Origin of the sequence: Streptomyces sp. NPDC051452 (assembly GCF_044454765.1) — a bacterium.
Lineage (GTDB): Bacteria > Actinomycetota > Actinomycetes > Streptomycetales > Streptomycetaceae > Streptomyces.
The window spans coordinates 108,378-125,908 of record NZ_JBITEB010000018.1; the positions used below are offsets into that span (position 1 = coordinate 108,378).

15 protein-coding genes are annotated in these 17,531 nt (G+C 72.5%); 6 read left to right on the forward strand and 9 right to left on the reverse strand.

Going from position 1 to position 17,531, the window contains the following annotated elements:
* Window position 1 precedes the first annotated feature (1 nt).
* Entirely contained in the window at window positions 2-763 is a 762-nt protein-coding gene (locus ACIBA9_RS31955; protein ID WP_399368517.1) for a phosphoglyceromutase, read from the reverse strand.
* 150 nt (window positions 764-913) lie between these two features.
* Between ACIBA9_RS31955 and ACIBA9_RS31960 the strand changes: the two genes are divergently transcribed.
* Window positions 914-2,353, forward strand: coding sequence for an MDR family MFS transporter (locus ACIBA9_RS31960; protein ID WP_399368519.1), 1,440 nt, complete (start codon window positions 914-916; stop codon window positions 2,351-2,353).
* Here ACIBA9_RS31960 and ACIBA9_RS31965 read toward each other — a convergent pair.
* On the reverse strand, window positions 2,334-3,467 hold the full coding sequence (locus tag ACIBA9_RS31965; RefSeq protein ID WP_399368521.1) for a hypothetical protein: 1,134 nt from the start codon (window positions 3,465-3,467) through the stop codon (window positions 2,334-2,336). The two genes, ACIBA9_RS31960 and ACIBA9_RS31965, sit on opposite strands and share 20 nt — an antisense overlap.
* Window positions 3,468-3,733: 266 nt before the next feature.
* Window positions 3,734-4,159: a DUF2000 family protein gene (locus ACIBA9_RS31970; protein WP_393899295.1), complete on the reverse strand. Its 426-nt coding sequence runs from the start codon at window positions 4,157-4,159 to the stop codon at window positions 3,734-3,736.
* A 49-nt stretch (window positions 4,160-4,208) separates the two neighbouring features.
* Between ACIBA9_RS31970 and ACIBA9_RS31975 the strand changes: the two genes are divergently transcribed.
* Window positions 4,209-5,006 carry an AraC family transcriptional regulator gene (locus tag ACIBA9_RS31975; RefSeq protein ID WP_399368523.1) on the forward strand — a complete coding sequence of 266 codons (798 nt, stop codon included), beginning with the start codon at window positions 4,209-4,211 and terminating at the stop codon, window positions 5,004-5,006.
* On the opposite strand, the gene ACIBA9_RS31980 is transcribed toward ACIBA9_RS31975, so the two are convergent.
* The 3 genes from ACIBA9_RS31980 to mshA form a co-directional block, all read right to left on the reverse strand.
* A complete protein-coding gene (locus ACIBA9_RS31980) occupies window positions 4,985-6,706 on the reverse strand; it encodes a glycosyl hydrolase family 28-related protein (protein WP_399368525.1) in 1,722 nt (573 codons plus the stop codon). The genes ACIBA9_RS31975 and ACIBA9_RS31980 overlap by 22 nt on opposite strands.
* A 164-nt stretch (window positions 6,707-6,870) precedes the next feature.
* The gene (locus tag ACIBA9_RS31985; RefSeq protein WP_399368626.1) at window positions 6,871-7,371 is read right to left on the reverse strand and encodes a YbjN domain-containing protein; all 501 of its coding nucleotides are present in this window, start codon (window positions 7,369-7,371) and stop codon (window positions 6,871-6,873) included.
* Window positions 7,372-7,381: 10 nt separating this feature from the next.
* Window positions 7,382-8,719 carry a D-inositol-3-phosphate glycosyltransferase gene (gene mshA, locus ACIBA9_RS31990; RefSeq protein WP_399368527.1) on the reverse strand — a complete coding sequence of 446 codons (1,338 nt, stop codon included), beginning with the start codon at window positions 8,717-8,719 and terminating at the stop codon, window positions 7,382-7,384.
* Between the two features lie 329 nt (window positions 8,720-9,048).
* Between mshA and ACIBA9_RS31995 the strand changes: the two genes are divergently transcribed.
* The 3 genes from ACIBA9_RS31995 to ACIBA9_RS32005 all read left to right on the forward strand — a co-directional run bounded on the left by ACIBA9_RS31995 (window position 9,049) and on the right by ACIBA9_RS32005 (window position 12,741).
* Complete coding sequence (locus tag ACIBA9_RS31995) at window positions 9,049-9,834, forward strand: class I SAM-dependent methyltransferase (protein WP_399368529.1); 786 nt, start codon at window positions 9,049-9,051, stop codon at window positions 9,832-9,834.
* Between the two features lie 197 nt (window positions 9,835-10,031).
* Complete coding sequence (locus ACIBA9_RS32000; protein ID WP_399368531.1) at window positions 10,032-11,171, forward strand: NlpC/P60 family protein; 1,140 nt, start codon at window positions 10,032-10,034, stop codon at window positions 11,169-11,171.
* A 268-nt stretch (window positions 11,172-11,439) separates the two neighbouring features.
* A complete protein-coding gene (locus ACIBA9_RS32005) occupies window positions 11,440-12,741 on the forward strand; it encodes a PP2C family protein-serine/threonine phosphatase (RefSeq protein ID WP_399368533.1) in 1,302 nt (433 codons plus the stop codon).
* Between the two features lie 604 nt (window positions 12,742-13,345).
* Here ACIBA9_RS32005 and ACIBA9_RS32010 read toward each other — a convergent pair.
* The 3 genes from ACIBA9_RS32010 to ACIBA9_RS32020 form a co-directional block, all read right to left on the reverse strand.
* Window positions 13,346-13,687, reverse strand: a complete 342-nt coding sequence (locus ACIBA9_RS32010; protein ID WP_399368628.1) for a DUF2516 family protein — start codon at window positions 13,685-13,687, stop codon at window positions 13,346-13,348.
* Window positions 13,688-13,796: 109 nt separating this feature from the next.
* Window positions 13,797-14,357, reverse strand: coding sequence for a hypothetical protein (locus tag ACIBA9_RS32015; RefSeq protein WP_362163208.1), 561 nt, complete (start codon window positions 14,355-14,357; stop codon window positions 13,797-13,799).
* A 77-nt stretch (window positions 14,358-14,434) separates the two neighbouring features.
* Window positions 14,435-14,932, reverse strand: coding sequence for a helix-turn-helix domain-containing protein (locus tag ACIBA9_RS32020; RefSeq protein ID WP_399368535.1), 498 nt, complete (start codon window positions 14,930-14,932; stop codon window positions 14,435-14,437).
* Between the two features lie 200 nt (window positions 14,933-15,132).
* Between ACIBA9_RS32020 and ACIBA9_RS32025 the strand changes: the two genes are divergently transcribed.
* On the forward strand, window positions 15,133-17,526 hold the full coding sequence (locus ACIBA9_RS32025) for an ATP-binding cassette domain-containing protein (protein WP_399368537.1): 2,394 nt from the start codon (window positions 15,133-15,135) through the stop codon (window positions 17,524-17,526).
* Window positions 17,527-17,531: the final 5 nt, after the last annotated feature.

Below are 17,531 nucleotides of genomic sequence, written 5' to 3' on the forward strand. Positions count from 1 at the left end.
CTTACTTCTTCTTGCCCTGGTTCTTGACCGCCTCGATCGCCGCTGCCGCCGCCTCGGGGTCGAGGTACTTGCCGCCGGGGGTGACCGGCTTGAAGTCGGTGTTCAGCTCGTAGTACAGCGGGATGCCCGTGGGGATGTTCAGGCCCGCGATGTCGGCGTCGGAGATGCCGTCCAGGTGCTTGACCAGGGCGCGCAGGCTGTTGCCGTGGGCCGCGACCAGGACCGTGCGGCCCGTCAGGAGGTCGGGGACGATGTCGTCGAACCAGTAGGGGAGCATGCGGACGACGACGTCCTTCAGGCACTCCGTAAGCGGGCGCAGCTCCGGCGGGAGGGTCGCGTAGCGGGCGTCGTGGAACTGCGAGTACTCCGAGTCCACGGCGAGCGGGGGCGGCGGGGTGTCGTAGGAGCGGCGCCAGAGCATGAACTGCTCCTCGCCGAACTCGGCCAGCGTCGCCGCCTTGTCCTTGCCCTGGAGGGCGCCGTAGTGGCGCTCGTTCAGGCGCCAGCTGCGGTGGACCGGGATCCAGTGGCGGTCGGCGGCCTCCAGCGCGAGCTGCGCGGTGCGGATCGCGCGCTTCTGGAGGGACGTGTGGACCACGTCGGGGAGGAGATCGGCGTCCTTCAGAAGCTCGCCACCGCGGACTGCCTCCTTCTCGCCCTTCTCGTTCAGGTTGACGTCCACCCAGCCGGTGAACAGGTTCTTCGCGTTCCACTCGCTCTCGCCGTGGCGGAGGAGGATCAGCTTGTACGGTGCGTCGGCCATGGCGTCGAGCCTACCTAAGGGGCATGGGGGCCGTCGTGGCGGCGCCGGGCCGTGCGAGCGGCGCCTGCCCGTAAATGGGGTGGCGCCCCGACGACCCTCATTCGTAAGGTGTGATGGCCGTCTTGGCCGCTTACCGCTGTGGGGGAAACGATGTCGTCAGCCGCTCTGAGACGTGCTGCCCGGGAAACCGTCTCCGGGCTCCCGCGCGAGTACTGGTGGCTGTGGACGAGCACCCTCGTCAACCGGCTCGGCGCGTTCGTGGCCACGTTCATGGCCCTGTACCTCACCATCGACCGCGGCTACTCGGCCTCGTACGCCGGTCTCGTCGCCTCCCTGCACGGCCTCGGCGGGGTCGTCTCCTCGCTCGCCGGCGGAGTGATGGCGGACCGGATGGGTCGGCGGCCCACCCTGCTCGTCGCCCAGACCGCCACCGCCGCCTCCGTCGCGCTGCTCGGCTTCATGACCGATCCGGTCGCCATCGCCGGGGCCGCCTTCCTCGTCGGCGTGGCCTCCAACGCCTCCCGGCCGGCCGTGCAGGCGATGATGGCCGACATCGTTCCCCCCGAGGACCGCGTACGTGCCTTCTCCCTGAACTACTGGGCCATCAACCTCGGTTTCGCCGTCTCCTCCACGGCCGCCGGGTTCATCGCCGAGTTCAGCTATCTCGCCGGGTTCCTGATCGAGGCCGGGATGACCCTGGCCTGTGCGCTCGTCGTCTTCCTCAAGGTGCCCGAGTCCCGGCCGGTCCCCGTCGGCGGCAAGGAGTCGCGGGACGCCGTCGGCCTCGCGGCCGTGCTGCGCGACGGCCGGTACATGGCCGTCGTCGGGCTCTCCTTCCTCGTGGCCCTGATCTTCCAGCAGGGGTCGGTCGGGCTGCCGGTGGCGATGGGCCGGGCCGGCTTCTCCCCCGCCGACTACGGCCTCGCCCTCGCCGTCAACGGCGTCCTGGTCGTCGTCCTGCAGATCCCCGTCACCCGGTTCATCGAGCACCGCGATCCGCGCACCCTGCTGGTCGCCTCCTCGGTCCTCGCCGGCTACGGCTTCGGACTCACCGCCTTCGCCGGGTCGGTCGGCGTCTTCATGCTCACCGTGTGCGTGTGGACCCTGGCCGAGATCGTCAACGCGCCGACCCAGACCGGCCTCGTCGTCCGGCTGTCACCGGTCCATGGGCGCGGGCGCTACCAGGGCGTCTACACCCTCTCGTGGTCCGTCGCCGCGCTGGTCGCCCCCCTGATGTCCGGCGCGGTGATCGACCGGTTCGGCGCGCAGTGGCTGTGGGCGATGTGCGCGGCGGTGGGGACCGTGGCCGGGCTGGGCTGGGCCGTGCTGATGCGCGGGATCCGGGACCCCGGGCCTGCCGCGGCGACGGTGGCAACGGCCGACGCCGTTGCCGTACCTGCGCCTTCACCCGCACCTGAGCCTTCGCCCGTACCTGCGCCCTCACCCGTGCGCGAGCCCTCCCCCGTGCGCGAGCCCTCACCCGTGCCCGGGTCCGAGGCCACAGTCCCCGCCATCGAGTCCACCGCCGAGTCCGCCGACGAGCCGGCCGACGGTGCGCCCGTCACCGGTGTCAGTCCAGGCACCCCGTGACCACGACCGGGCTTCCCGTGCAGTTGGTCGGGATGTTGTAGAGGATCTTGGAGTCCCTCACCGTGAACGGGGTGTCGGTCCAGACGCCGCCGGGGGCCACCGTGGAGGCGTTGCCGCGGACGGTGGTGTGGTCGAGCGTGACCGTCGCGTCGCCGTTCCAGATGCCGCCGGCGTGGGCGTCGCTGTCGCCGTTGGCGCTGTTCCCCTCGACGAGGCTGTCCCTGAGGACGAGCGCGCCGCCCGCCGTGTTGAGGATGCCGCCGCCCGTGCCACCCGTGCCGCCGGCGACGTTGCCCGTGACCTCCGCCCGGATCAGCGTCAGGCGGGCGCGGTTGAGGACGCCGCCCGCCAGGCCGGACGACGTGTTGTTGGCGATCTTGCCGTCGTAGAACTCCACCGTGCCGCCGTCGTCGACCAGGCCGCCACCGGCACTGGCGGCGGTGTTGTACCTGATCAGGGAGTTGCTGTAGACGGCCGAGCCGCCGGTCTGGTCGACCCCGCCACCGGTCGTCCGGGCGTGGTCGCGGGAGAAGTCGGTGTCTTCCACGCTCAGGGTCCCGGCGTTGTGCAGCCCACCGCCGGTGTCGGCGTTGTTGTACGCCAGCCGGCTGTGCTTGACGACGGCCGTGGCACCGGCCCCCACCTCCACGCCGCCGCCCTGTCCGCCGGCGGCGTTGTCCACGACGTCGGCCTTCACCAGGGTGAGCCTGCCGCCGCCGTCCACGAGGATCCCCCCGCCGTCGTCGGGCGCGTCGCCGCCGCGCACGGTGACGTCCTCCAGGTGCAGGTTGCCCGTGGAGGTGACGTGGAGGATACGGAAGGCGCCGGCCGTCGCCGAGTCACGGACGATCGTCGCGCCCTGGCCCATGATCGTGAGGCGGCGGTCGACGGCGGGCAGTCCGTCGTCGCCGGAGTAGGCGGAGGTCAGGTGGTAGGCGCAGTGGCTGGTGAGGACGAGCGTGGCGCCCGGCGACGCCGTGGCGATGGCGGTGCGCAGTGCGGTGGCGCCGCAGGGGACCTGGTCCTGACCCGTGGCGCCCGCCGGTCCGCCCGCCAGGCCCGTGACGACCGCCGCCGCGACCGCTGCCACGCTGCCGGATCGGATGTGTCCCATGGCTCTCCTTCAGGGCCGGGCCGCGTCGCGCAGCCGTCCGGGGTCCGTCGGTCGTGGCGGACAGCGGCAGCAAATACGACATTCAGCCTGGAGTCGGGCAGCCATGGTGGCCATGGTGATCGGATCACCCGGTCACGCGATGGGATTCGTTCGACCGGCCGAGTGGCCGGGGGCAGGCGGCCGGGCGGAGGGAGGGCCGGGGGCGGGAGACCGACGGCAGGGTTGCTGCCGTCCGCGCCTGTCCGCCCGCGCCGGCACCGGCGCCCTCACGGATGCATCCGGGCCCCCTTCAGCACCTTGTCCACCGCGCCCCGCGCCCCGTACACCGCGAGGCCCACCAGATCCAGGTCCGCCGTGGGGACGGCCCGCACGGCGGCGCGGTTGTCGCGGTCGTTGCCCGTCGCGAAGAGGTCCGCGGTGAACACCGCCCGGGGCAGGGACCGGCTCAGCGCCCGCTCGTGGGCCGCCTTCAGGGTCTCCTTCGTGCCCTCGAAGACCAGCACCGGCTGCCGGAACATGGGCAGGTACGACACCGAGTCGGCGTCCTCGTAGGGCTCCCCGACCACCTCGGGGAGGGTCACTCCGAGGCCGCTGACCAGGAACGCGGTGACATTGAGGCGCTGCCACGACTCCAGGTCCCCGCGCAGCAGTACGGCGATCTTCGTGTCGAAGCGGATGGGTTCAGTGCTCATGGGATGAGACTGCCGACCGCCCCGCCGCCGCGTCTTGTACGTTCTTTGCATGGCCGCACGGCGGGAGGTGACCGCGTGGCGTCCCCGCGTCCCGGGCGTCACGGAGGTCTTCCACGCCCGCTTCACCGAGTACGCCTACCCCATGCACGTCCACGACGCCTGGACGCTGCTGATCGTGGACGACGGGGCGGTGCGGTACGACCTCGACCGGCACGAGCACGGCACCCCGCACGACACGGTCTCCCTGTTGCCGCCGCACGTGCCGCACAACGGCTCGCCCGCCACCGCGGACGGCTTCCGCAAGCGGGTGGTGTACCTCGACAGCAGCCGGCTGGGCGAGGAGCTGATCGGGGCGGCCGTCGACGGACCCGATCTGCGCGATCCGGGGTTGCGGCGGGGCGTTGGCAGGCTGCACTCCGCCCTCGCCCGGCCCGGTGACGAGCTGGAGGCGGAGAGCCGGCTTACCTTCGTGGGGGAGCGGCTGCGGGACCATCTGCGGCACCGGTCGGACCCGCCGAGGGTGCGCCGGGATCCGGTACTGGCGGGTCGGCTGCGGGAGTTGCTGGACGCACGGCTCGTCGCAGGGGTCTCGCTGGAGGAGGCCGCGCGGCTGCTGCACGCCCATCCGGCGCATCTGGTGCGGGTGTTCAGCGGCGCCTACGGCATCGCCCCGCACCAGTACCTGATGTCCCGCCGGGTCGGCCGGGCCCGCCGGCTGCTGCTGGACGGGATGGCGCCGGGCGAGGTGGCGTCGGTGGCCGGGTTCTACGACCAGGCGCACCTGACCCGGCACTTCAGGAAGCTGGTGGGGGTCGCGCCGGGCCGCTACCGGCTCAGCTCGCGCTGAGCGTCGTACAGGTTGCTCGGCCGTACGACGTTCGTGGTGCCGTACAGCTCCAGGCGGGAGTGCGGGTCGCCGGTGAAGTCGGGGACGTCGATCTGGTCGAACTCGGTGACCTCGTTGATGCCGACCGTCGCCGAGTACGGTGCCAGGCCGTCGATCCTCGTCAGGCCCGCGCGGCCGTTGGTGACCCGGATGTTCCAGTGGGTGAAGCGGGCGCCGAAGAGCGGCCCGGCGCTGGCGTCCCCGCCGTGCCGGCCGGTGTTGTCGATGGTGATGTCGGTGCGGACGTCGGCGAACGGCAGTCCGCGATGGCTGTCGAAGGTGCCCATCCGCATGTCGCCGCGCGACCAGACGTTGTGGGAGGACAGCCCTTCGACGTTGATGCCGTGCAGTTGGGTGCCGGGGGGCGCGGGGACCGTGCGCTCCTCGATCGTGAAGTCCTCGATCAGATTGTCGTGGGAGCCCTCGCGGCAGAAGTACGGGTGGTGCGAGCCGCGGCCGGCGACCCGGGTGCGGCGCAGGGTGCAGGCGGAGGCGGCGACCAGGCCGAAGCCGTTGTCGACGTGGCGCACGGTGACGTCGTCCACCCAGCAGTCGTAGGCGCACTGCAGGACGACCCCGTTGTAGCCCTTGTCGAGGAGGTGGGGCGACTGCGGGGTCTGCACCGCCTCCAGGGTCAGGCCCTGCACGCCGGAGCCGGTCAACTCCGGTACGTGCGTGGTGAGTCGCGGATCCCATTCGGTGCGTACGTCGAGTGGGAGGGGGCGTTCGAGGGTGACGCGGCGGCCCTGGACGCGGGTGATGCGCACGGGCCACTCGTAGGGGACGTAGGAGAGCAGCTTCGTCTTGTCGTCCCAGGAGTAGGACGCAGGCCCCGGACCGCCGCCCGCCATGTGCTGGAGCAGGGTGTGGGCGGGGTCGTCGGCGAGGCGGAGCAGGACCAGGCGCCCGGGGCGCAGGCCGGTGGGGTCGGTCACGGTGAGGGTTCGCGAGCCCTGACGGGCGGGGGCCACGGCCGTGAGCGTCGTCCACTCGTCGCGGCTGTTGCCGGTCCAGCCCTCGAAGGGCCAGGCCCGGGATCTGATCGCGGCGACCAGGGAGTCCCAACGGGCCCTCGGAGCGAGCCAGATGAGACCGCCGGCCCAGGACCACGAGGACTTGTCACCGCCGTAGCGCGAGCCGTAGACGCCGACCAGTTCGGTGAGGTTCTTCGTGGCGTAGAGGGTCGTACGGCCGCTGCCGGCGCCGCGCAGGACGACGTGCGAGTCGCCGAGGCGGATCACGTCGTCGATGCGGAAGATGCCGGGCGGGATGGTGACCGTGCCACCACCGGCCCTTCCGGCGGCGGCGATGGCGCGGTTGATGGCGGGGGCGCAGTCGGTGCTGCCGTCGGGCACGGCCCCGAAGTCGGTGACGTCGGCGACGACGCGGGGGCGGGGGAAGCGGGTGGCTCCGCCGCGGTAGCCGGCCCGGCCGACATAGGGGATCTGCGGGTGGGTGAACGGGGTGCGCCGGAACTCGTGCCAGAGCGCGGGGACTTCACCCGGCGCCGTGGTCAGCCGCGCGCCGCCGGCGGCGGCCTGTGCGGTGTCGGCGGTGGCCGCCCGCGCGGTGCCGGTCGTGGCGCCCAGGGCCACCGCCGTCGCGCCCGCGAGCAGGGTCCGTCTGGTGAGGTGCGCGTTGCTCATGGTGACCCGGCTCATGGTGACCCGCCCCTTCGGTTCTGTTCATCCTTATGAACTACGTTCAGGAGTGTGCTGGCGGCGAGCATGCCACTGCCGACACCTGGCCGGAAGAGGGCGGCACGAAAAGGCCGGCCCGGGAAACGGGAGCGGTGCGAGGGTCAGCCCGACGCCCAGCCCGACGGTCAGTTCGCCGGACGCTCGATCAGATGCTTGAACGCGTCCAGGTTCCGGGTGGACTCGCCGCGGGAGACGCGCCAGGCGTACTCCTTGCGGATCGAGGAGGCGAAGCCCAGTTCCAGAAGGGTGTTGAAGGCGCCGTCGGCCGCTTCCAGGACCTGCCCGAGCAGGCGGTCGATCTCGTCCTCGGTGACGGAGGCGAGCGGGAGGCGGGCGTTGACGTAGATGTCACCGAGCTGGTCCACGGCGTAACTCACGCCGTACAGCTTGAGATTGCGTTCCAGGAGCCAGCGGTGGACACCGGCCTCGTTCTCGTCGGGGTGCCGGATGACGAAGGCGTTGAGGGAGAGGGAGTGGCGGCCGACGATGAGGGAGACCGTCGTGGACAGCTTGCGTGTGCCCGGGAGTTTGACCACGTAGTTCCCGGGCTCCGGGCTCTCCCACTCCAGTTCGGCGTCCGCGAGGACGGCCGCGAGGACCCGCCCGGCCTTGTCGACGTCACCCATGCGCTCGCCCTCACCCATGCTGGGAGCGTACGCGACGGCGGTGCCACTGGGCCGCGGCGGTGTAGACGTCGGCGGTGGCGGCGGCCGCGGTGTCCCAGCCGAAGCCCTGGGCGTGGCGGGCGGCGGCCTGCCCCATGCTCGTCGAGAGGGACGGCTCGTCGGCGAACCGGCCCAGCACGCGCGCGTACTCGGCCGGATGGTGGCCGCCCACGAGGAAGCCGGTCTCGCCGTCGCGCACGGCCACCGGCAGACCGCCCACGGAGGCCGCGAGCACCGGGGTGCCGGTCGCCTGCGCCTCGATGGCGACCAGCCCGAAGGACTCGCTGTAGGACGGCATGACGAGCAGCGACGCGGCCCGGAACCAGTCGGCGAGCTGCTCCTGGCCGACCGGCGGGCGGAACCGTACGACGTCCGCGATACCGAGCCGGGCGGCGAGCTTCTGCAGCCCCTCCGGCTTGGCGAGCCCGCTGCCGCTGGGGCCGCCGACGACGGGCACGAGGATGCGCGAGCGCAGCTCGGGGCGCTCGTCGAGCAGCACGGCCACCGCGCGCAGCAGGATGTCCGGCGCCTTCAGGGGCTGTATGCGGCCCGCGAACAGCGGGATCAGGGCGTCCTGCGGGAGACCGAGGCGGGCGCGGGCGGCGGCGCGGCCGTCGGCGGGGCGGAAGCGGTCGAGGTTCACGCCGGGGTGGACGACCGCGACCTCGGCCGGATCGGCCGCGTAGTGCCGGACGAGTTCGGCGGCCTCCTCGGCCGTGTTGGCGATGAGGCGGTCGGCGGCGGCGACGATCTGGGTCTCGCCGATGACCCGGGCGGCGGGCTCGGGACGGTCGCCGTCGGCCAGGTTGGCGTTCTTGACCTTGGCCATCGTGTGCATCGCGTGCACCAGGGGGACGCCCCAGCGCTGGGCGGCGAGCCAGCCGACGTGGCCGGAGAGCCAGTAGTGGGAGTGGACGAGGTCGTAGTAACCGGGTCGGTGACCGGCCCATGCCTGCATCACGCCGTGCGTGAACGCGCACAGCTGGGCCGGGAGGTCCTCCTTGGCGAGGCCCTCGTAAGGGCCGGCGTCGACGTGCCGGACGAGGACGCCGGGGGCCAGCTCGACGGTGGGCGGCAGGCCGCCGGCCGAGGCCCGGGTGAAGATCTCGACCTCGATGTTGATCGCGGCGAGCCGCTGGGCCAGCTCCACGATGTAGACGTTCATGCCGCCTGCGTCGCCGGTGCCGGGCTGGTGGAGCGGGGAGGTGTGCACGGAGAGCATGGCGACCCGGCGGGGCCTGCGGTGCAGCCGTAGCCGGGCGGAGGCCGACGGGGAGCGTCGCCCGAGCCTGCTGACGTACTGGCTCACCTGGCGGTCCTCCTTGTCGCGGGCATGCCTTCCAGAGGATCCACCTCATCCTCCGAAGGGGGACAACAGCGGCGGGGGCGCCCGCCATTCCCCCGCGCCCGCCTTTACCGAATAATTACCCTCATTCGCTCAACTGTTCACGGCGGGATCCGGTCACCGACCACCCCCCACCGGGCACCCGCACACCGGACCCGACCACCCGCGCCCCCGCCGCCGCCTGCTCGGCTCGGTCCGGGGGGCCGCGGGCGCCGCATACCCTCGTAGACATGGCAGCCCGCTCGACGTCCCTCCGCCACTCTCGGCCTCGCTCGGCCGGGGGGACTCCCGTCGTGGGAACGGTGACGCGCGGGACGACCAACCCCAACCGGCTGCGCCGGATGGACCGCTGGATCGCGGCCGCGCACGGCGCGGAACTGCGCCGCGCCGAGGACCCGGTGGCGGTCGACCTCGGCTACGGCGCCGCGCCCTGGACCGCCGTCGAACTGCTCGGCCGGCTGCGCACGGCCGCCCCACGCGCGCGCGTGGTCGGTGTCGAGATCGAACCGGAGCGGGTGGCGGCGGCCGTGCTCTACGAGCGGGACGGGCTGACCTTCCGGCACGGCGGGTTCGAGATCCCGGTCCCGGGCCGTCCGATCCTCATCCGGGCCGCCAACGTGCTGCGGCAGTACGACGAGGCCGAGGTCGCCGCCGTGTGGCAGCGACTGTGCGCCCGCCTCGCCCCGGCGGCCGGCGCCTCGCGTGGCGGACTGCTGGTCGAGGGGACCTGCGACGAGATCGGGCGGCGGCACGTCTGGGTGGCGCTCGGCCCGGAGGGCCCGCGCACGGTCACCTTCGCCACCCGGCTGGGCTCCCTGGAGCGCCCCTCCGACCTGGCCGAGCGGCTGCCGAAGGCGCTGATCCACCGCAACGTCCCCGGCGAGCCCGTGCACGCCTTCCTCCGCGACTTCGACCGCGCCTGGGCCGCCGCCGCGCCCTACGCCTCCTACGGCGCCCGGCAACGCTGGATCCGCTCGGTCCGCGACCTCGCCGCCGACTGGCCGGTGACGGACCGCGCGGCGCGCTGGCGCCAGGGCGAAGTCACGGTGGCGTGGGAGGCGTTGGCACCCCGCGGCTGACCCCTTCGAGTGGACAAAGCGGTGAACGGAACGATCTCCGTGCGTCGTTCGTCACAGAAGCGGGGGAGATCGTCGTACTCGGCGGTCGGCGGGGGAAATCCGACTTCCGACGACCTCTGTCGCTTTGCGCGCCGCCATGGCACGATCCCTCAGGCGACCGTAAGTTACTGACGGTAAATCAGTTTGGGGGAAGTGGTATGGGTACGGGCAAGCGCGGCCTGCTCACGGCCGCCCTGACCGTGGTCTGCGCGGCGAGCGTGCTCGCGGCCCCGGGTGTGGCGTTCGCGGCGGCCCCCTCCCCCCTGCCGACGGCGAGCGGCTCCCCGGCCGCCCCGAAACCGAGCGGCTCCCCGGCCGCTCCGGCGCCGAGCGGCTCTCCCGCCGCCCCGACTCCCCCGCGCGACAAGGACCTGGAGCGCGTCCGACGGCAGCTCGACAGCCTCTACCACGACGCCGCCGTGGCCACCGACGCCTACGACGCGGCCGAGGAGAAGGCGAAGAAGCAGTCCGCCGAGATCGTGGCGCTGGCGAAGAAGATCGTCGAGGGTCAGGAGAAGCTGAAGGCGATGAAGAACCGGGCGGGCGCCGCCGCCCGCTCCCAGTACCGCACCGGCGGACTGCCGCCCATCGCCCAGTTCCTGCTCAGCGACGACCCGGGACAGGTCCTGGACGGGGCCGGACTGGTGCTCCAGGGCCAGCGGGCGGCCAGGTCCCTGCTCGGCGAAATGGCCCGCACCCAGAAGGAGTTGCGGGAGTACGCCGCCGACGCCGCAGCCCAGTGGAAGAAGCTGGAGGCGGGCCGCAAGGCCAAGGCCGCCGCGAAGAAGAGGATCGAGCGGCGGATCGACGCCGCCGAGAAGCTCGAGTCGAGGCTGGAGAAGAAGGAGAAGGAGCGGCTCGCCGAGCTGGAACAGGCGGCCGCCGTCAAGGCCCAGACGGCCTGGCTGGACACCGGCGTCATCAAGGACACCGCCGGCAAGGCCTCGACGCAGGGCGAGAAGGCCGTACGGTTCGCCACCGCCCAGCTCGGCAAGCCGTACGTGTGGGGCGCCGAGGGGCCGGACTCCTTCGACTGCTCGGGCCTGACCTCGCAGGCCTGGGCGGCGGCCGGGCACCCCGTCCCGCGCACCTCGCAGGAGCAGTGGAAGCAGCTCAGGCACGTCGGCGTCGAGGACATGCGCCCCGGCGACCTAGTCATCTACTTCGACGACGCCAGCCATGTCGGGATGTACATCGGCGACGGCGCGATCATCCACGCCCCGCGCCCCGGGCGGACGGTGACGGTCGCGGGCGCCGGATCGATGCCGATCCTGGGTGTCGTCCGCCCGGACGCGTGAGGCGTACCCTTCCGGCCATCTCCCGCCGTGACGCGGGTCATGTGACCCACCGCACCCGCGGCCCGTACCCGAGTGAGCTTCGTCATCACCGGCGGTCCGCCGGACTGTCCAACTGCGGTACATAACACGGCATATGACAGCGGTCTGCGCGGCAGCGACGCGGCTCACACCATTCCATCGGGGTGGGCAATGCCGCTATGGTCACCCGTCGGTGGGTCGAGCCCCTCGACGCCGCCGTGCCCTCGGGGGGAGGGAAGGAACCCAAGAGATGCCCGTACCCGTACCGCGGCAGAGAGCGATCCCGGCCGTGGAGAGTGGTCAGGCGCAGGCCGCACCCGCAGTCGGCGGCCCCCTCAAGGACGAGGCCCACCGCGACGCCGTGCCCGTGAACGGCACCGGCGCCACTCTCACCCTGCTGTTGATCGAGGACGATCCGGCCGGTTCGCCGATCGTGCCCGACCTGCTGGACGCGGCCGGCAAGCCGATCCGTGTCCGCACCGCCCGCAACCTCACCGAGGCCGGACGGCTGCTCACCGACGACGTCCACTGCATCCTGCTGGATCTCGCGCTCCCGGCCCCGGGAGGCACCGGCGCGGACGACGAGCTGGCCGTGCTCAAGCACGTGCTGCGGCTCGCGCCCCGGCACGCCGTACTCGCGCTGACCGCCTCCGCGGACGCCGAGCGCGGCGCCGAGGCCGTGCGCGTGGGCGCCCAGGACTACCTCTTCCGGGACGAACTGGACGGCCGGCTGCTCAGCCGCGCCATCCGGTACGCGGTGGAACGCAAGCGGTCCGACACCGCCGAGCGCCGCCTCGCCGAGGGCAGGCTGCGCGCGCAGGAGAACCGTCGCCTGGAACGCGGCCTGCTGCCCACCCCGCTGCTGGAGGGGTCCTCGCTGCGCTTCGCCGCGCGCTACCGCCCGGGCCGTTCGCGGGCCCTGCTCGGCGGTGACTTCTACGACGCCGTCCGCACCCCGGACGGCACCGTGCACGCCATGATCGGCGACGTCTGCGGTCACGGCCCGGACGAGGCCGCGCTCGGCGTGGAGCTGCGCATCGCCTGGCGGGCGCTGACCCTGGCCGGACTGTGCGGGGACGAGCTGCTGGGCACGCTCCAGGAGGTGCTGGAGCACGAGCGCGCCGACGAGGAGATCTTCGCGACGCTGTGCACGGTGGACATCGCGCCCGACGGCCGGCGGGCGGGGCTGTGCCTGGCCGGGCATCCGGCGCCGCTGATCGCCCGCCCGGGCCGGCCCGCGCGGCTGCTGCCGTACGACAACAACGGTCCCGCCCTCGGTCTGCTGCCCGGCGCCCGCTGGCCGCGCATGCAGGTGGAGCTGGGTGCCGAGTGGAGCCTGATGCTCTACACCGACGGCCTGATCGAGGGCCGGGTCGGCGTGGACGGCGAGCGGCTGGGCCAGGACGGCATGGTCGGGATGATCCGCCGCCAGCTGGCCGAGGGGCTGCGCGGCGAGGAGCTGCTGCGGGCCGCGGTCAACGAGGTCCGCGACCTCAACGGCGGCGAGCTGACGGACGACGTGGCGGTCGTCCTGCTGGACCGAACGCCGTAGCGCGGCCGGCCCGCCGTACGGGCGGGCGGTTCGGCCCCCGAGAGGGGGCTCGGCCCGGAGAAGAGCCCGGCCCCCGCTGCACCCGGCCCAAGGCCCGCCCCGCGCCCCCCGTCGCCGGGCGCGGTCCGATCGCGGCCGACCCGCACCCCTCGGCAGCTCCCACGGCTGCCGGGCGATTCGGCCCCCGAGAGGGGGCTCGGCCGCCGACGCCCGGCCCCCGCTGCACCCGGCCCAAGACCCGCCCCGCGACCCCCCGGCCCCCGTCACCGGGCGCGGTCCGATCGCGGCCGACCCGCATCCCTCGGCAGCTCTCACGGCTGCCGGGCGCGTTCAACGCGTGCCGCGGCTGCCGGCGCGCCGTTCCGGTTCCTCGGCCGCCCGGACACGCTCAACCGACACGGCACCCAGCCGCTGCCACTGCCTGCCCGTACCGCGGCCGACCGATACCGCACTCGCCCGTATCGCGCCCCCTATCGCGCGCCGACCAGGCGCGCTGGGCCGGTGTCGCGGTGTACGCCCGCGCTCGACCGGGCATAGCGGCCGCCGCCCGCGCGCGATCCGCACGGCGGCCGGTGGCGCGTGCCCCGTCGCCGGGGGTGAGCCGCTAGCGGCCGCCGTTGTAGGGGCCGTACGGGCCGTCGCTGCTGCTGCCGCCGCGGCGGCCCCACCCGCGGCCGCTGCCGCCGGAGACCTGGCGAAGGGCGGGGCGGACGTCCACGAAGAAGACGATCGTGGCCACCAGGCCCGCCAGCTGAAGGAACAGCATCGGGACGAACAGGTTCACCGCGACGACGACACCCAGGATGATCAGCCAGAAGCCCTTGTTCTGCTTGTCGGCCGCCCGGTAGGCGTCCTCACGGAAGAGCGCGGCCAGCACGAAGGCCACCACGGCCATGGCCAGCATGGCGGTGAAGATCAGCCACATCACGCCGCCGAATGCCGTCATCAGCACAGAGCCCACCACCCGGGTCGAGTCGTCAGTACAGCCACCGTACCCATACAACGGGCCGGGCACCCCGAAGGTGCCCGGCCCGTACCGGCCTCGTCGGGTCTCGTCACATGGCCGGCGGGGGCGTCTTCTTCGCGGTGGTGCCGTTCTTGCGCGGAGTCGGCGCCTTCTTCGCGGCCGGCTTCGGCTCCTCCGTGACCTCGACCGGCTCGGGCTTGCCCTCGACGGCGATGGCCAGGTCCTCGATCTCCTCGGCGGCCTCGCCGCGCCAGGTACGCACGGCCTGCTCGCCCTGCTCGGCGACCTTCTCGTAGGTCTCGCGGACCCGGACCGCGTACTCGGCGGCGACGCCCACCCCGCGCAGGGCGAGGTCCTGGGCGCTCTCACCGAGCTTCTTCAGGTCGACGTCGAGGGTGCCGAGGAACTCGTTGACCCGGCCCTGGAGAGTCTCCTGCGCCTCCTTGGCGCGGGCCGCGGCCCGCTCCTGCACGGCCTTGGGGTCGGTGTTGCGCACGGCCTCGATACGGGCCGGTGCCTCGGCGCGCAGCTGCTCGACCAGGCCGGGCACCTTCTTGGCCTGCCGGAACGCCAGATCGGCGGTGCCGGCGGCGAAGTAGAGCGGCTTCGGGTCGCTGAGGGACTTGCGCAGGTCGTCGGTGATGGCCATGGTGATGGTCCTCCCGGATTCGCGTTCGGCTGAGGTTGTGTGGTCCGCGGTGTGACGTCCGTCAGCCCTGGCCGGCGTCATCCGGCCGTCCGCCGCGGACCGGCATCGTCGACAGCGTCGGCCGTGCGGGTGCCGCGCACGGCGGTGCCGCCGGTGCCCTCGTCCGCGGTCCCGGAGCCGTTCTCGTCGTTCCCGGCGTCCTCGTGTGCCGCGGGCTCGCCGATCCCGAATCCGTTCTCCTTGCGGAAGGACTCGTAGATCTGCAGCAGCACCTGCTTCTGCCGCTCGTTGAGCGAGGGGTCGGCGAGGAGGACGGCTCGCGTCTCCACGTCGTCCCGGTCCCGTTCGGCGTCGAGGATGCCGGCGCGGACGTACAACGTCTCGGCGGAGATGCGCAGGGCCTTGGCGACCTGCTGGAGCACCTCCGCGCTGGGCTTGCGCAGCCCGCGCTCGATCTGGCTCAGGTACGGATTGGACACCCCGGCGGCATCGGCGAGTTGCCGTAGCGACAGCTGGGCGTTGCGCCGCTGCTCGCGCAGGTACTCACCGAGATTGCCGACGTTGAGCGATGCCATGCCTCCACCTTGCCCCACCTTCGCTAACAATTGCAAGCACCCGCTTGCAAGAGTGTGTCGAAGCGGAAGGAGCCGCACTGTGATCGTGACGCGCCCGGCGTCCGATCAAGGTCACCCGCTGAGCCGGTCAGTATCGGAGAAGCGTCGGCCGGGGTGCTGCGGCTAGCGTGTCGGGGCGGCCCCGCGGAGATGGAGAGACGATGACCTCGACCACCAGGACGGACGCCCAGGCGTCCGCTCGGCACGACGCCGACCGGCACGACCTGATCAGGGTGCACGGCGCAAGGGAGAACAACCTCAAGGACGTCAGTGTCGAGATCCCCAAGCGCCGGCTGACCGTCTTCACCGGTGTCTCCGGCTCGGGCAAGAGCTCCCTGGTGTTCGACACCATCGCCGCGGAGTCACAGCGGATGATCAACGAGACGTACAGCAGTTTCGTGCAGGGCTTCATGCCGACGCTCGCGCGGCCCGACGTCGACCTCCTCGACGGGCTCACCACCGCGATCCTCGTCGACCAGCAGCGGATGGGTGCCGACCCGCGCTCCACGGTCGGCACCGCCACCGACACCAACGCCATGCTGCGCATCCTCTTCAGCCGCCTCGGCACACCGCACATCGGCTCGCCCAAGGCGTTCTCCTTCAACACCGCCTCGATCAGCGGGGCGGGCGCGGTCACCGTGCGACGCGGCGGACAGACCGTGAAGGAGCGTCGCGAGTTCAGCGTCACGGGCGGCATGTGCCCGCGCTGCGAGGGCCGGGGCGACGTCACCGACATCGACCTCACGCAGCTCTACGACGACGCCAAGTCGCTCGACGAGGGCGCGCTCACCATCCCCGGCTACAAGGCCGGCGGCTGGAACTACCGCCTCTACGCCGAGTCAGGCCTGTTCGACCCGGGCAAGCCGATCCGCGCCTTCACCGAGCGGCAGCTGCAGGACTTCCTGTACCGCGAGCCGACCAGGATGAAGATCGCGGGCATCAACATGACGTACGAGGGGCTCGTCCCGCGCATCCAGAAGTCGATGCTCGCCAAGGACCGGGAGGCGATGCAGCCGCACATCCGGGAGTTCGTGGACCGGGCGGTCACCTTCACCACCTGCCCCGAGTGCGCGGGCACCCGGCTCACCGAGGCGGCCCGGTCGTCGAAGATCGAGGGGATCAGCATCGCCGACGCCTGCGCGATGCAGATCAGCGACCTGGCCGAGTGGGTGCGCGGCCTCGCCGAGCCGTCGGTGGCGCCGCTGCTGAAGGCGCTGGGCGAGACCCTCGACTCCTTCGTCGAGATCGGCCTCGGCTATCTCTCGCTCGACCGGCCCGCGGGCACGCTCTCGGGCGGCGAGGCACAGCGCACCAAGATGATCCGCCACCTCGGTTCCTCGCTCACCGACGTCACCTACGTCTTCGACGAGCCCACCATCGGCCTGCACCCGCACGACATCCAGCGGATGAACGACCTGCTGCTGCGGCTGCGGGACAAGGGCAACACGGTGCTCGTCGTGGAGCACAAGCCGGAGGTCATCGCGATCGCCGACCACGTCGTCGACCTCGGCCCCCGCGCCGGCACGCAGGGCGGCACGGTCTGTTTCGAGGGCACCGTCGAGGGGCTGCGGGCCGCCGGCACCCTCACCGGCCGCCATCTGGACGACCGGGCCGTGCTCAAGAAGACGGTCCGCGAGCCGGCCGGCGCGCTGAGGATCCGCGGCGCGACCAGGCACAACCTGCGGGGCGTCGACGTCGACATCCCGCTCGGCGTCCTCGCCGTCGTCACCGGTGTCGCGGGCTCCGGCAAGAGTTCCCTGGTGCACGGCTCGATCCCGGCCGGCGAGGGCGTGGTGTCGATCGACCAGACGCCGATCCGCGGCTCGCGCCGGAGCAATCCGGCGACGTACACCGGGCTGCTGGAGCCGATCCGCAAGGCCTTCGCCAAGGCCAACGGCGTCAAGCCGGCGCTGTTCAGCGCCAACTCCGAGGGCGCCTGTCCCACCTGCAACGGCGCCGGGGTCGTCTACACCGACCTGGCGATGATGGCCGGTGTCGCCGTCACCTGCGAGGAGTGCGAGGGCAAGCGGTTCGAGGCCTCGGTGCTGGAGTACCGCCTCGGCGGTCGGGACATCAGCGAGGTGCTGGCGATGCCGGTGTCCGAGGCCGAGGAGTTCTTCGCCGCCGGCGAGGCGCGCACTCCGGCCGCCCACCGGATCCTGGTGAACATGGCCGACGTGGGGCTCGGCTACCTCACCCTCGGCCAGCCGCTCACCACGCTGTCCGGCGGTGAGCGGCAGCGGCTGAAGCTGGCCACGCACATGACCGAGAAGAGCGGTGTCTACGTCCTCGACGAGCCGACCGCCGGCCTCCACCTCGCCGACGTCGAACAGCTGCTCGCCCTGCTGGACCGGCTCGTCGACTCCGGCAAGTCGGTGATCGTCGTCGAGCACCACCAGGCGGTCATGGCGCACGCCGACTGGATCATCGACCTCGGCCCCGGCGCCGGTCACGACGGCGGCCGGGTGGTCTTCGAGGGCACCCCCGCCGACCTCGTCGCCGCCCGCTCCACGCTCACCGGCGAACACCTCGCGGCCTACGTCGGCGCCGGCTGAGCACG

Bases quoted from the DNA above. Each gene is read 5' to 3' on its own strand.
- ACIBA9_RS31965 (WP_399368521.1), bottom strand. From the start codon at position 3,467: ATGGGACACATCCGATCCGGCAGCGTGGCAGCGGTCGCGGCGGCGGTC.
- ACIBA9_RS31955 (WP_399368517.1), bottom strand. From the start codon at position 763: ATGGCCGACGCACCGTACAAGCTGATCCTCCTCCGCCACGGCGAGAGC.
- ACIBA9_RS32015 (WP_362163208.1), bottom strand. From the start codon at position 14,357: ATGGCCATCACCGACGACCTGCGCAAGTCCCTCAGCGACCCGAAGCCG.
- ACIBA9_RS31960 (WP_399368519.1), top strand. From the start codon at position 914: ATGTCGTCAGCCGCTCTGAGACGTGCTGCCCGGGAAACCGTCTCCGGG.
- ACIBA9_RS32020 (WP_399368535.1), bottom strand. From the start codon at position 14,932: ATGGCATCGCTCAACGTCGGCAATCTCGGTGAGTACCTGCGCGAGCAG.
- ACIBA9_RS32025 (WP_399368537.1), top strand. From the start codon at position 15,133: ATGACCTCGACCACCAGGACGGACGCCCAGGCGTCCGCTCGGCACGAC.
- ACIBA9_RS32000 (WP_399368531.1), top strand. From the start codon at position 10,032: ATGGGTACGGGCAAGCGCGGCCTGCTCACGGCCGCCCTGACCGTGGTC.
- ACIBA9_RS32005 (WP_399368533.1), top strand. From the start codon at position 11,440: ATGCCCGTACCCGTACCGCGGCAGAGAGCGATCCCGGCCGTGGAGAGT.
- ACIBA9_RS31980 (WP_399368525.1), bottom strand. From the start codon at position 6,706: ATGAGCCGGGTCACCATGAGCAACGCGCACCTCACCAGACGGACCCTG.
- ACIBA9_RS32010 (WP_399368628.1), bottom strand. From the start codon at position 13,687: ATGACGGCATTCGGCGGCGTGATGTGGCTGATCTTCACCGCCATGCTG.
- ACIBA9_RS31970 (WP_393899295.1), bottom strand. From the start codon at position 4,159: ATGAGCACTGAACCCATCCGCTTCGACACGAAGATCGCCGTACTGCTG.
- ACIBA9_RS31975 (WP_399368523.1), top strand. From the start codon at position 4,209: ATGGCCGCACGGCGGGAGGTGACCGCGTGGCGTCCCCGCGTCCCGGGC.
- ACIBA9_RS31985 (WP_399368626.1), bottom strand. From the start codon at position 7,371: ATGGGTGACGTCGACAAGGCCGGGCGGGTCCTCGCGGCCGTCCTCGCG.